This window comes from Halomonas sp. HG01, from assembly GCF_000968715.2.
GTDB classification, from domain to species: domain Bacteria; phylum Pseudomonadota; class Gammaproteobacteria; order Pseudomonadales; family Halomonadaceae; genus Halomonas; species Halomonas halophila.
Map to the genome: position 1 here is coordinate 214,962 of NZ_CP022134.1, position 12,032 is coordinate 226,993.

Annotated in this window: 14 protein-coding genes; 8 read left to right on the forward strand and 6 right to left on the reverse strand. The window is 69.1% G+C overall.

Features of this window, described 5'->3' with window-relative positions; translation table 11 throughout:
• Nucleotides 1–99: 99 nt before the first annotated feature.
• From lptF to bfr, 5 genes are all read left to right on the forward strand, one after another.
• Complete coding sequence (gene lptF / locus UN84_RS00955) at nt 100–1,182, forward strand: LPS export ABC transporter permease LptF (RefSeq protein ID WP_081945783.1); 1,083 nt, start codon at nt 100–102, stop codon at nt 1,180–1,182.
• On the forward strand, nt 1,179–2,243 hold the full coding sequence (lptG, locus tag UN84_RS00960; protein WP_046079556.1) for an LPS export ABC transporter permease LptG: 1,065 nt from the start codon (nt 1,179–1,181) through the stop codon (nt 2,241–2,243). The genes lptF and lptG overlap by 4 nt, the downstream gene beginning before the upstream one ends.
• Before the next feature lie 12 nt (nt 2,244–2,255).
• Nucleotides 2,256–2,732, forward strand: a complete 477-nt coding sequence (locus tag UN84_RS00965) for an RDD family protein (protein ID WP_035593982.1) — start codon at nt 2,256–2,258, stop codon at nt 2,730–2,732.
• Nucleotides 2,733–2,834: 102 nt separating this feature from the next.
• The gene (locus tag UN84_RS00970; protein WP_035593980.1) at nt 2,835–3,041 is read left to right on the forward strand and encodes a (2Fe-2S)-binding protein; all 207 of its coding nucleotides are present in this window, start codon (nt 2,835–2,837) and stop codon (nt 3,039–3,041) included.
• Between the two features lie 152 nt (nt 3,042–3,193).
• Nucleotides 3,194–3,670, forward strand: coding sequence for a bacterioferritin (bfr, locus tag UN84_RS00975; RefSeq protein WP_046079555.1), 477 nt, complete (start codon nt 3,194–3,196; stop codon nt 3,668–3,670).
• A gap of 184 nt (nt 3,671–3,854) precedes the next feature.
• On the opposite strand, the gene UN84_RS00980 is transcribed toward bfr, so the two are convergent.
• Genes UN84_RS00980 through UN84_RS00990 form a run of 3 tightly spaced genes read right to left on the reverse strand, consistent with a single transcriptional unit; the run spans nt 3,855 to nt 5,685 of the window.
• Complete coding sequence (locus UN84_RS00980; RefSeq protein WP_046079554.1) at nt 3,855–4,082, reverse strand: DUF1653 domain-containing protein; 228 nt, start codon at nt 4,080–4,082, stop codon at nt 3,855–3,857.
• Nucleotides 4,083–4,099: 17 nt separating this feature from the next.
• The gene (gene tcdA / locus UN84_RS00985) at nt 4,100–4,924 is read right to left on the reverse strand and encodes a tRNA cyclic N6-threonylcarbamoyladenosine(37) synthase TcdA (protein WP_046079553.1); all 825 of its coding nucleotides are present in this window, start codon (nt 4,922–4,924) and stop codon (nt 4,100–4,102) included.
• A complete protein-coding gene (locus tag UN84_RS00990) occupies nt 4,921–5,685 on the reverse strand; it encodes a pseudouridine synthase (RefSeq protein ID WP_046079552.1) in 765 nt (254 codons plus the stop codon). The genes tcdA and UN84_RS00990 overlap by 4 nt, the downstream gene beginning before the upstream one ends.
• 131 nt (nt 5,686–5,816) lie before the next feature.
• Between UN84_RS00990 and UN84_RS00995 the strand changes: the two genes are divergently transcribed.
• Entirely contained in the window at nt 5,817–6,551 is a 735-nt protein-coding gene (locus tag UN84_RS00995) for an SIR2 family NAD-dependent protein deacylase (RefSeq protein WP_046079551.1), read from the forward strand.
• Nucleotides 6,552–6,633: 82 nt separating this feature from the next.
• A complete protein-coding gene (locus UN84_RS01000; RefSeq protein WP_046079550.1) occupies nt 6,634–7,392 on the forward strand; it encodes a tRNA-uridine aminocarboxypropyltransferase in 759 nt (252 codons plus the stop codon).
• 3 nt (nt 7,393–7,395) lie between these two features.
• Here the strand turns inward: UN84_RS01000 and UN84_RS01005 are convergent, their stop codons facing one another.
• The gene (locus tag UN84_RS01005) at nt 7,396–7,866 is read right to left on the reverse strand and encodes a MarR family winged helix-turn-helix transcriptional regulator (RefSeq protein WP_035593967.1); all 471 of its coding nucleotides are present in this window, start codon (nt 7,864–7,866) and stop codon (nt 7,396–7,398) included.
• A 185-nt stretch (nt 7,867–8,051) separates the two neighbouring features.
• On the opposite strand from UN84_RS01005, the gene UN84_RS01010 reads away from it, so the two are divergent.
• Nucleotides 8,052–8,999: a bile acid:sodium symporter family protein gene (locus UN84_RS01010; RefSeq protein ID WP_046079549.1), complete on the forward strand. Its 948-nt coding sequence runs from the start codon at nt 8,052–8,054 to the stop codon at nt 8,997–8,999.
• Nucleotides 9,000–9,104: 105 nt separating this feature from the next.
• Here the strand turns inward: UN84_RS01010 and UN84_RS01015 are convergent, their stop codons facing one another.
• Entirely contained in the window at nt 9,105–10,343 is a 1,239-nt protein-coding gene (locus UN84_RS01015) for a TraB/GumN family protein (RefSeq protein WP_046079548.1), read from the reverse strand.
• 171 nt (nt 10,344–10,514) lie between these two features.
• The gene (locus tag UN84_RS01020; RefSeq protein WP_186810066.1) at nt 10,515–11,993 is read right to left on the reverse strand and encodes a TrkH family potassium uptake protein; all 1,479 of its coding nucleotides are present in this window, start codon (nt 11,991–11,993) and stop codon (nt 10,515–10,517) included.
• Nucleotides 11,994–12,032 lie beyond the last annotated feature (39 nt).

Consider the following 12,032-nt stretch of genomic DNA (forward strand, 5'->3'; position numbering starts at 1 on the left):
GGACTTCACACCGATCTGTGGCGCCCGACACTCCCCCGGGCCTGCGTCTCATTGCATGGAAGAGGGCCGGGCCGGACGGACCCGGACCGGGAGACAACCTTGATCATATTCCGCTATCTGACCCGCGAGATCCTGCAGACCATGGCCGCCGTGGCCGGGGTGCTGCTGCTGGTGATCATGGGCAGCCGCTTCATCCGCTACTTCGCCGACGCCGCGGACGGCGAGATTCCCCTGCATATCCTCGGTTCCCTGATGCTGTTTCACATGCCGGGGTTCCTCGAGCTGATCCTGCCGCTGGCCTTCTTCCTGGGCATCCTGCTCGCCTACGGACAGCTCTATCTGAACAGCGAGATCACCGTGCTGGTGGCCTGCGGGACCAGTCCCAACAAGCTGCTGCAGGTGAGCCTGCTGCCCGCCACCGTGGTGGCGGTGATGGTGGGCCTGTGCAGCCTGTGGCTGAGCCCCGCCGGGGCCCTGAAGAAGGAAGTGGTGATCGAACAGCAGCGCAGCCAGCTGGATTTCTCGGTGCTGAACCCGGGACGCTTCCAGGACTTCGGCGATGGCCGCACTGCCTATACCGAGGCGCTGACCGACGACCAGCAGGAGATGCGCGAGGTCTTCATCAGCGAGCGCCAGCGCCGCTCCGACGGCACGCCCGGCACCGTGGTGACCCGGGCGTCTTCCGGCTATCAGACCGTCGACGAGGAGACTGGCAGTCGCTTTCTGGTGCTGACCGACGGCGAGCGCTACAGCGTCGAGCCGGGCCGGGCCCAGGCCGAGCGGCTCGAGTTCGGTACCTACGCGGTGCGGCTGTCGCAGGATGAGAAAAGCCTCGACCTCGACAATCCCGAGCTTGCCACCACGCCGGCGCTGTTCGCCGCCGAGTCGCCCCCCGCCGCGGCGCAGCTGCAGTGGCGCCTGGGACTGCCGCTGATGGTCTTCGTCCTGACCCTGATGGCGATGCCGCTGTCGCGGGTCAATCCTCGCCAGGGCCGCTTCGCCAAGCTGCTGCCGGCGATTTTCCTGTACGTGGCCTACCTCAGCCTGCTGCTGGCGTCGCTGGACGCCATCGGCCGCGGCAGCTGGCCGGCGGGCATCGGCATGTGGCCGATCCATGGTGGCTTCCTGGCCATCGGCCTGGCGATGACGCTGCAGGCACAACGCAAGGGGATGAGTGGATGATCGCCGACCGTCTCGACCGTTACATCGCCCGTCAGATCCTCGGCGCGATCCTGGTGGTGCAGGTGGTGCTGCTGGGGCTCGACCTGGTGATCACCTACATCAACGACCTGGGCGACGTGGAGGGCGACTACGGCGCCCTGCAGGTGCTCTTCTACCTGATGTTCCGGCTGCCCTGGCGCTTCTATCAGTACGCCCCGGTGGGGGTGCTGATCGGCGCCCTGATCGGGCTCGGCAGCATGGCTTCGAGCAACGAGCTGACCGTGATGCGCGCCGCCGGCCGCTCGCTGGTGCGCATCCTGTGGGGCGTGATGAAGCCGATCATCCTGGTGATCGCGGTGGTGCTGTTCGTCGCCGAGTTCGTCAGCCCCAGGACCGAGCAGTTCGCCAGCGCCTGGCGTCTCGAGCAGATGCAGGGCGAGGGCGCCGTGCTGACCGAGAGCGGTGGCTGGCAGCGCGAGGGCGACGACTTCTATCGCTTCGGGGCGATCCGCGCCGACGACGTGGTGCTGGACCTGACCCGCTATCGCTTCGAGGGCCAGGAACTGCGCGAGGCGCTCAGTGCCCGCCGCGCGGTATGGCAGGGCGACGCCTGGGTGCTGGAGGACGTCACCGAGACCCGCTTCGTCGACGGCCGTACCGAGACCTCCCGCCAGTCGACGCGGGCCTGGGAGACCGAGCTGACGCCGCAGCGCCTCGACCGGCTGCTGCGCGAGGTGGACAGTCAGGCGCCCAGCGAGCTGTGGGCCTATGCGCGCTTCCTCGAGTCCCAGGGGCAGAGTGCCACCCAGCCGCTGATCTATTTCTGGCAGAAGATGCTGATGCCGCTGACCATGGCCTCGCTGGTGCTGGTGGCGGCGTCGTTCGTGTTCGGCCCGCTGCGCACCGTGGCCGCCGGCACCCGGGTGTTCTACGGCGTGGTCACCGGGCTGGTGTTCAAGTACCTGCAGGACCTGCTGGGTCCGGCCTCCACGCTGTTCGGCTTCTCGCCGGCCTGGGCCGTGCTGGTGCCGACGCTGCTCTGTGCCGGCCTCGGCCTCTACCTGCTGCGCCGCACCGGCTGACCGGGAGCTCTCATGTCGCGCCGCTTCGACCGCCTCGATGACGTCTGGCCCGCCGGCCTCGGCCGGCGGCTGGGCGCCATGCTCTACGATGCCCTGCTGGTGCTGGCGCTGTGGATCGTCATCGGCGCCGCCCATGTTGCGGTCAGCCGCCTGCTGCTGGGTATTCCTCCCGAGCGGGTCGGCCTCGGCGCCGGCCAGGTGTGGTCGCTGCGTGTCCTGCTGGCGATCGCCGCCTGTCTCTTCTTTACCTACTTCTGGACCCGCGGCGGCATGACGCTGGGCATGCAGGCCTGGCGGCTGCGGGTGCAGACCCTCGACGGCCATGCCATCGATCGCCGTCAGAGCCTGGTGCGCTGCCTGGTCGGCGCGCTCGGCTGGCTGCCGCTGGGCCTCGGCCACCTCTGGGTGCTGTTCGACGGCGAACGGCGCAGCTGGGCGGATCTGGCATCCGGCACTCGTCTGGTGGTGCTCCCGGGAAAGCGTCGCTGACGTCATCGGGGGCGACCCGGACGAGAATCATCGCCGTCTATGCTTGCGATAGTCCATGCGAATCATTTACATTCGATCTCATGGTCGAGATGAGGTGATGTCATGTACGTGTGTCTGTGCAAGGGTGTGAGCGACAAGGCGATCCGCCGCAGCGTGGAAGAGGGCGCGCGCAGCTGGCGCGAGGTCCAGCGCGAGACGGGTTGCGGCACCCAGTGCGGCAAGTGCGCCTGCATGGGCAAGGCCATCACCCGCGAGACGATCCAGGAAGAGATGGCCCTGGCCAGCGAAGGGCTCGCCTACGCCGTTTGATGGCAATCGCTATCGTTTCCTTTGGCGTTTTCAACGCTTTGATTTGTTTGAGTTTTTTAGGATATCGCCTAGACTGTCCGGCATGGATGGCGGCGCGATGACGCGCGTGCCAAGCTGAAGGACGACCCCGACGACAGCAATGAGGTGGTGTCATGAAAGGCGACAAGAAGGTCCTCGAATACCTCAATACCGCGCTCGGCAATGAGCTGGTGGCGATCAACCAGTACTACCTGCATGCCAAGATGTATCAGGATTGGGGACTGGCCGCACTCGGCAAGTTCGAGTACGAAGAGTCGATCGACGAGATGAAGCACGCCGACAAGCTGATCGAGCGGATCCTGTTCCTCGAGGGCGTGCCCAACCTGCAGGACTACGGCAAGCTGCTGATCGGCGAGGACACCAGGGAGATGCTCGAGTGCGACCTCAAGCTCGAGCACCAGGGCCGCGACGACTACATCGAGGCGATCGCCTACTGCGAGTCGGTGCAGGACTATGTCACCCGCGACCTGCTGCGCGACATCCTCGCCGACGAGGAAGAGCACATCGACAAGCTCGAGACCGAGCTCTCGCTGATCGACAAGGTCGGCATCGAGAACTACCTGCAGAAGCAGATGCACGAAGCGGAATAACAAGCCGCTTGATGGGGCGGAGGCGAATATGAGCGAGGGTTATCCGCCAGGGATGGCGGATGAAGCGCCCAGGGATGGGTTCATAGCGCCTCGCGAAGATTTGCCGCCGGCCATGACAACTCAAGCGATGAAAGAAGGCGCCCTATGGGGCGCCTTCTTGCGTTCGGCGTTAGCCTGTCCAGGCTCAGGAAAAGGCCTTTTCCAGCGCGAAGCGGGGCGTCACTTCCCCGTCCACCTCGACCGTCTCCATGAACATGCCCAGCGGGCGCACCCACAGGCCGTATTCGCCGTAGAGCGCGCGGTAGGTCACCAGCGCCTCCTCGGTCTCACTGTGATGGGCGACGCCGATCACCTCGTAGCGCGGGCCCTTGTAGTGGCGGTAGATGCCGGGCACGGGATGCGAAACGTCCATGAGTCTCTCCAGGGAATTCAGCGGGAAGAGGCGGCGTCGCGGGCCAGTCGCGCCAGGGTGCGCGAGGCGGCCACGAAGCCGAAGCTGCCGGTGACGAAGGTCGCCGCGCCGAAGCCCGAGGCGCAGTCGAGGCGGGTGGCCTCGCCGGCGGCGGGCTTGGCGTGGCAGACCTCGCCGTCGGCGCCGGGGTAGACGAGCTGCTCGTCGGAGTAGACGCACTCCACCGAGAAGCGTCGCTTGGGGTTGCGCGAGAAGCCGTGGTCGCGCCGCAGCCGCGAGCGCACCTTGGCCAGCAGCGGGTCGTGCTCGGTGCGGGTCAGGTCGGCCACCCGGATGCGCGTCGGGTCGGTCTGGCCGCCCGCCGCGCCGGTCACGGTGATCGGCAGCTTGCGGCGCTTGCACCAGGCGATCAGCGCCGCCTTGGCCACCACGCTGTCGATAGCGTCGATCACGTGGTCCAGGTCCTCGGGCAGCCGCTCGGCGAGGTTGGTCGGGGTCACGAAGGCGGTGTCCGCCACCACCTCGATGCCGGGCTGGATGGCCCGGCAGCGCTCGGCCAGCACCTCGACCTTGGGCCGGCCGACGGTGCCGTCCAAGGCGTGCAGCTGGCGGTTGACGTTGGACACGCAGACGTCGTCGAGGTCGATCAGCGTCAGCTTGCCGATGCCGGAGCGGGCCAGGGCCTCCACGGCCCAGCTGCCCACGCCGCCGACGCCGATCACCGCCACGTGGGCGTGGCGGAAGCGCTCCAGGGCGCGGGCGCCGTAGAGGCGGCGGATGCCGCCGAAGCGCAGCGCGTGGTCGTCGGTCTCGAGGGCGGCGGGGCTCGGAAAATCGTTCATGGCAGTTCACATGGCTCGGCGGAAGGGGCGCGGCGGTTGGCGGGCAGGTGGCCCGCCCAGCCGAAGCGCCGGAACAGCGCGGTCATGGGCGCATCCAGGGCGCAGCCCAGGTCCAGGCGCCGGCCCTCCACCGGGTGGTCGAAGCTCAGGCCCACGGCGGCCAGCAGCAGCCGCGGGCAGTCGAGTCGGTCGGCGAAGAAGCGGTTGTGCACGCCCTTGCCGTGCTTGGCGTCGCCGATGATCGGATAGCCGCGCTGGGACAGATGGCGACGGATCTGGTGGCGCCGCCCGGTCAGCGGGCGCGCCTCCATCAGCGAGTAGCGGCTGGTGGGGTAGCGGTCGACCCGCACCGGAAGTTCCACGCTGTCCAGGCGCCGCACCTCGGTGACGGCCTCCATGGCCGGCATCTCGGCCTTGGGGCGGCGGCCGTCCTCCTCGCGCAGGGCATACGCCAGGCGCTCGGCGTCCGGCCCGGTGCCGCGCACCACGGCCAGGTAGCGCTTGGCCACGCGGTGCTGCTCGAAGGCCTCGCCCAGGCGGCGGGCGACCTCGGACGACAGCGCGAACACCATCAGCCCCGAGGTGGGGCGGTCCAGGCGGTGCACCGGATAGACCCGCTGGCCCAGCTGGTCGCGCAGGGTCTGCAGCAGGAAATGGCGCTCGCCCCGGGCCAGGGCGCTGCGATGCACCAGCAGCCCGGAGGGCTTGTGCACGGCGACCAGATGCTCGTCGTGATGGAGGATGGGCAGCGGTTCGTTCATCGGGCGACTCGGGGGATGCGGCGAGGGCGCCCATTGTCGCCGCGCGACGGGCGGATGTCATCCGTCGCCCTCTGCTCCGGCGAGGCGGAATATGGCAAGCTGGGGTGAGTTCCCCGATCCGCGAGACGACCATGAGCGACGACGCCCGCCCCCACCTGGTAGTACTGACCGGCGCCGGCATCAGTGCCGAGAGCGGCATCCAGACCTTCCGCGCCGCCGACGGCCTGTGGGCCGACGAGCCCGTCGAGGCGGTCGCCACGCCGCAGGGCTGGGCCCGCGACCCCGAGCGGGTGCTGCGCTTCTACGACGCGCGCCGCGACCAGGTGCGCGGGGCCAGGCCCAACGCTGCTCACCGGGCCCTGGCCGAACTCGAGGCGGACGGCTTCCGGGTCAGCGTGGTGACCCAGAACATCGACGACCTGCACGAGCGGGCCGGCTCGCGCAGCGTGCTGCACCTGCACGGCGAGATCCTGATGGCGCGCTCCAGCGTCGACGCGAAGCTGCGCTATCCGCTGTCCCGGGGCGGCATTCGCCTCGGCGACCTCTGCGACAAGGGCGCCCAGCTGCGCCCCGACGTGGTGTGGTTCGGCGAGGCCGTGCCGGCCTATCCCGAGGCCTGCGACATCGTTGCCGAGGCCGACCTGCTGCTGGTGGTAGGCACCTCGCTGGCCGTGATGCCGGCCGCCATGCTGCTCGACCAGGCACCGTTCGGCGCGCCCTGCGCGCTGGTCGACCCCGAGGCCCAGGTCCTGGCGCCGGCCGGGGTGGCGAAGATCGCCCGGCCCGCCGGCGAGGGCGTGCCGGCGCTGGTGCGCCACTGGCGCGAGACGAGAGCGCTTTCGATGCCGGAGGGGCGGCTCGACTGAGGCGTCGCGCGGCCGGAGGCGGCGGCGGGGCGTGCTAGAATGCGGCTCCCTTATCGCCCTCTCACCTCCGGCTAGACGACTCATGCAGGACGACACCCCGACCCCCGACCACGGCGACGTGGACCCCGCCACCGGACACCCGCGGCCGCCGCGGCGCGAGTTCAAGGCCCGCGGCAGCTTCGTGCGCCGCTGCGAGGCCTGCAACCTGCCGGCGTTGAACTGCCTGTGCCCCTACAAGGTGACGGCGGACAGCCGCACTCGGGTGTGGCTGATCACCCATCCGCTGGAGCACTACAAGCCCACCAACACCGGACGGCTGATCCGCGACGTCCTGCCCACCACCGAGGTCTTCACCTGGTATCGCACCGAGCCGGACGAACGGCTGCTGGCGATGCTCGAGGACGAGCGCTATGCGCCCTTCGTGATCTTCCCCGACGACCAGGCGGATTACGCCCACCGGGTGGTCGGCATGGAAACGGTGGCGGCGCGCCAGGACGATGGGCGGATTCCGGTGTTCGTCATCCTCGATGGCACCTGGCGCCAGGCGCGGCGTATCTTCCGCAAGAGCCCCTATCTGGCCGAGCTGCCGGTGCTGCCGCTCGCCACCGAGCGGCTGACCCGTTACCGACTGCGCAAGCCGGCCTCGGCCGCCCACCTGTGCACCGCCGAGGTGGCCGCGGAGCTGATGCGCCAGGCCGGCGACACCGAGGCCGCGGAGCGGCTCGACGACTACTTCGACGTGTTCAATGACAGCTATGCCGCCAGCCGGCGCCACGGCAAGATCGAGACGCCGACGCCGGCCATGCAGCGGCTACGGGCGGCCCGGGAAGGCGAGACGTAGCGATCAGGCGGGAGCGGGAGGCTCTTCCAGGGCGCCGGGTTCCTTCTGCAGGCGCCGGTCGATCAGATCGAGGGCCTCGAGCAGCGCCTCGAGCTGGGCATCACTCAGGTCGCTGAGCAGGTCGCGCTCGACGCCGAGCAGTTCCTCCTGGAGGGCGTCCACGGCGTCGCGCCCCGCCGGGGTCAGGAAGACGCGCTTGGTGCGGCGATCCTGCTCGTCGTTGACGCGCTGGACCTGGCCCTTGGCCTCCAGGCGGTCCAGGTGGCGTACCAGGCTGGAGCCTTCCATGCCGACGCGCTTGGCCAGTGCCTTCTGGCTGAGGCCGTCGCCGCCGGCACCGAGATGGACCAGTGGCGCCCAGCTGGTATCGGTGTGGCCGACCAGCGCCATGTGATGATCGAGGGCACGCCGCCAGCGGCGCGAGACGGTGGAGAGCCGGATACCGAAGCGCTCTCGGGCATTGGATGAAGTCATGGCATCAATGTTTTGTTGCTAATTATTGATCTCGAACGTATCACGGCGGCCCGGTGATCGGCCACGTTTTTCCGCCTCGAGGGGCATTGCCCGGCTTACGCCGACCGACGACCATAGGGGCGCGGGCGGCCGCGCCCGAGATCATTCATAAAAAAGCTCCCACCTTTCCATCGCAAGGACACGTCATGCATTTCTTCGAGCGCTTCAATCGTCTCTTCCCCGTCTGGGCGGTGCTGCTGGCCGTGGTGGCCGCCTTCCAGCCGCAGCTCTTCACCGGCCTGGCCGGCAGCATCAAGACGCTGCTGGTGGTCATCATGTTCGCCATGGGCCTGACGCTGTCCAAGGCCGACTTCGCCCGTGTGGTGAAGTCGCCGGCGCCGATCGCCGTGGGCGTGGCGCTGCAGTTTCTGATCATGCCGCTGGCGGCGCTGGCGATCTCGCGCCTGCTGGGACTCTCCGACGCCCTGACCATCGGCATGGTGCTGGTCGGCGCCACCGCCGGTGGCACCTCCTCCAACGTCATGACCTGGCTGGCCGGCGGCCGGGTGGCGCTGTCGGTGTCGATGACCATGGTTTCGACCCTGCTCTCGGTGGTGGCCACGCCGCTGTTGACCCTGCTGCTGGTCGGCGAGAGCGTCGACGTGCCGGTGGCGGGCATGCTGACCAGCATCGCCCAGCTGGTGGTGGCACCGATCCTGATCGGGGTGATCGTCAATCACTGGCTGGGCGAGCGCATCGCCCGGGTCGAGCCGGCGCTGGCGAGCCTGGCGATGCTGGCCATCGTGGTGATCATCGCCATCGTGGTGGCGCTCAACGCCGGGCGGCTGGCGACCCTGGGGCCGGTCGTGGCGCTGGCGGTGATCGCCCATAACGCCATCGGCCTGGCCGGCGGCTACGGCCTGGCCCGGGCGCTGCGCTTCGACGAGCGCACCGCGCGCACCATCGCCTTCGAGGTGGGGCTGCAGAACTCCGGGCTTGCCGTGGCCCTGGCCAACCAGTTCTTCAGCGCCACCGCGGCGCTGCCGGGTGCGTTGTTCTCGGTGTGGCACAACGTTTCCGGCTCGCTGCTGGCCGGCGCCTGGAAGCGTCGCCCGGCCGAGAGCGAGGCGGCGTCGGCGCTTCAGTCTCGCTGAGCCGCGCCTCGCCGACCGCACCTCGCCGGCCGCGGCGATCGGGCAGGAAAAGGGCCCCGGACAGCGATGTCCGGGGCCCTTGTCGTTGCCGGCGTGGCAGCGGCGTCAGCCGCCGAACAGGGCGCCGGCGATGCGGAAGCCGGCGATCCAGGTCCCGGCGGCGGAACCCAGGGTCGCGGTCAGGAACACCAGCAGGGTGCGCGAGACCCGGTTGCGCCACCAGCCCTTCACCTCGGTGACGTCGTGGCGCAGGGTGGCGAAGTCGCGCACCTTGGGCTTGCGCATGGCCAGCTCGACCCCGGCGGCCACGAAGCCGGCACCGATGGTGGGATTGAGCGAGGTCAGCGGGGCGGCGAACACGGTGGCGATCACCGTCAGCGGGTGGGCCAGCGCCACCAGGGTGGCGGCGCCCGAGAGCACGCCGTTGATCAGGAACCACTCGGCCACCAGCTGCCAGCCGAGCTCGGTGTTGCGCGAGAAGCCGATGGCGAAGCCGGTCAGCACCAGGGCGGTGATCAGCCAGGGCAGCGCCTTCCACACCTTAGTGGGCGGCGGCGTGGCCTCCAGCGTCTCGCGCTCCGGCGTCGGCGCCTCGGGCAGCGGCTGCTCCAGGTGCTCGGCCATGCCCTTGAGGTGGCCGGCACCGATCACCACCAGCACGTGGCGGTAGCGCCCCGGCGGACACTGTTCGGCCAGGCGCAGCACCATGTAGCGGTCGCGCTCGCTGATCAGCGGCGTGTAGAGGGTCTCGGACTCGCTGGCGAACTCGCTGAAAGTGGACTCCAGCACGTCGCCTTCCTTGAGCCGTTCGATGTCGGCCGCGGAGACGTCCTGACGCGACAGCACGCCGCCGAGCAGCCCCGAGAACAGCGAGAAACGCTGCCACCAGGGCACGTTGTGATAGATGCGCTTCAGGGTCACGCCGACGTCGCGGTCGATCAGCAGCAGCGGGAGGTTACGGGCCTGGCTGGCCTCCAGGGCGGCGCGCATCTCGGCGCCGGGCTCGATGCCGGATTGCTCGGCGACGCGCTGCTGGAAGGCGCCCAGCGCCAGACTGGCGGCCACCATCCCGGCCTTGCCCTGGCGGAAGATCTGGAACAGGTCCTGCTCGCCCAGGGCATCGGGATTGGCCAGGTTCTGGTGACGCGAGTCGCACAGCTCGATGGCCACCGCGTCGAACTCGCCGGAGTCGATCAGCTCGCGCACCTCGGTGGCGCTCTCGGCGGAGACGTGGGCGGTGCCCAGCAGGGTGTAGCGGGTCTCGCCCACCTTGAGGGTGCGGCGCGGGCCGCCGCCGGCGGCCTGCTCGCGATCGACGGTCGCGGTGTCCTGGGAGTCGGTCATGGACGCTCGGGTCTGAAGGATGAAGGCTCGATTATCCACGAAGCCCGCCGGCGGGCCAAACCCGCCGCGGGCGCTTGCACCGGCTTTGCGACTTGTCGCTGTACCGCGTCCGATGGAAGGTCGGGGGGAAGCGCTGATGGATGTCGAGCGCCGCCATGAATCCGCGTTTCCCTACTTGCGCCAGAACATCGGCGTGAACAGCACCAGCACCGTGAGGATCTCCAGCCGGCCCATCAGCATGCCGACGCACAACAGCCACTTGGCGGCGTCGGGCAGGGGGCCGAAGTTGCCCGCCGGGCCGATGATCTCGCCGAGGCCGGGGCCGACGTTGGCGACCGCGGTGACCGCGCCGGACAGGGCGGTGACCAGGTCCAGGCCCAGCAGCGACAGCCCCAGCGCCAGCCCGGCGATGGTCAGGAAGAAGAAGAACGAGAAGGCGATGACGCCGCGGGTCACGTCGTCGGTCAGCGGGTGGCCGTTGTAGCGGGCCGAGAAGACGCCGTTGGCGTGCACCAGAAAGCGAAGCTGGTTGCGCAGCAGGATGGACGCGACCTGGAAGCGGAACACCTTCATGCCGCCGCTGGTCGAACCGCTGCAGCCGCCGATGAAGCTCAGGTAGAAGAAGGCCACCGCCGCCAGGCTGCCCCAGGCGGTGTAGTCGTCGCCGGCATAGCCGGTGGTGGTGACCACCGAGACGACGTTGAAGGTCACCTGGGTGAGGGCCTCGAAGGCGTCACGGCCCTGCCAGATGCGCCAGGCGGTGAGCAGCAGGATGACCAGCGCCAGCAGGCCCAGCAGGCCGCGTACCTGCTGGTCCTGCCACAGTGCCATGCGGGCGCCGCGCAGCACCCGGATGTAGATCACGAAGGGCAGGGCGCCGCCGAGCATGAACAGGCTGCCCATCCACATCAGGTGGGGCCGGTCGGCGTAGGCGCCGAAGGAGGCATCCGAGTTGGCGAAGCCCCCGGTGGCCACGGAGGTCATGGCGTGGACGATGGCGTCCAGTGGCAGCATGCCGCCGAGCCAGTAGCTCGCGACCGCGGCCAGGGTCATGCCGCAGTAGATCACCAGGGTGGCCTTGGCGATGCCACCGGTGCGGGGCATCACCTTGTCGGACCAGTCCGACGACTCGGTATGGAACAGCCGCATGCCGCCGACCTTGAGGAACGGCAGGATGGCGATGCCCATCACGATGATGCCGACCCCGCCCAGCCACTGCATCAGGCCTCGCCACAGTTTGAGGCCGTCGGAGAGGTCGTCGATGTCGCTCAGCACGGTGGAGCCGGTGGTGGTGATCCCCGAGACCGACTCGAACACCGCGTTGGAGAACGACAGCTGGGTGGCGCCCAGCACCAGCGGCAGGCTGGCGAAGCCGCTGATCGACACCCAGCTCAGCGAGGTCAGCACGAACATCTGCCAGGGCTTGAAGCTGACCTCCACGCGCAGGGTCGAGAGCAGCACCGTGGCCGAGGCGCCGAGCATGATCAGGATCGACAAGCCGAACGCCGTGGCGTCCACGTCGCCCTCCAGCAGCAGCACCAGCCAGGGCACCAGCATGAAGGCCGCCAGCACCAGCCACAGCAGGGCCAGCACCTTGAACACCGGTGCCCAGTGGCGGGTGCGCTGGATGGCCGCCCGCTTCACCAGCAGGCTCACGGGCGCGTCTCCACGGCGTGGACCCGCGGGCGG

Bases quoted from the DNA above. Each gene is read 5' to 3' on its own strand.
- tcdA (WP_046079553.1), bottom strand. From the start codon at position 4,924: ATGAACGATTTTCCGAGCCCCGCCGCCCTCGAGACCGACGACCACGCG.
- lptG (WP_046079556.1), top strand. From the start codon at position 1,179: ATGATCGCCGACCGTCTCGACCGTTACATCGCCCGTCAGATCCTCGGC.
- bfr (WP_046079555.1), top strand. From the start codon at position 3,194: ATGAAAGGCGACAAGAAGGTCCTCGAATACCTCAATACCGCGCTCGGC.
- UN84_RS00965 (WP_035593982.1), top strand. From the start codon at position 2,256: ATGTCGCGCCGCTTCGACCGCCTCGATGACGTCTGGCCCGCCGGCCTC.
- UN84_RS01015 (WP_046079548.1), bottom strand. From the start codon at position 10,343: ATGACCGACTCCCAGGACACCGCGACCGTCGATCGCGAGCAGGCCGCC.
- UN84_RS00990 (WP_046079552.1), bottom strand. From the start codon at position 5,685: ATGAACGAACCGCTGCCCATCCTCCATCACGACGAGCATCTGGTCGCC.
- UN84_RS00995 (WP_046079551.1), top strand. From the start codon at position 5,817: ATGAGCGACGACGCCCGCCCCCACCTGGTAGTACTGACCGGCGCCGGC.
- UN84_RS00970 (WP_035593980.1), top strand. From the start codon at position 2,835: ATGTACGTGTGTCTGTGCAAGGGTGTGAGCGACAAGGCGATCCGCCGC.
- UN84_RS01000 (WP_046079550.1), top strand. From the start codon at position 6,634: ATGCAGGACGACACCCCGACCCCCGACCACGGCGACGTGGACCCCGCC.
- UN84_RS00980 (WP_046079554.1), bottom strand. From the start codon at position 4,082: ATGGACGTTTCGCATCCCGTGCCCGGCATCTACCGCCACTACAAGGGC.
- UN84_RS01005 (WP_035593967.1), bottom strand. From the start codon at position 7,866: ATGACTTCATCCAATGCCCGAGAGCGCTTCGGTATCCGGCTCTCCACC.
- UN84_RS01010 (WP_046079549.1), top strand. From the start codon at position 8,052: ATGCATTTCTTCGAGCGCTTCAATCGTCTCTTCCCCGTCTGGGCGGTG.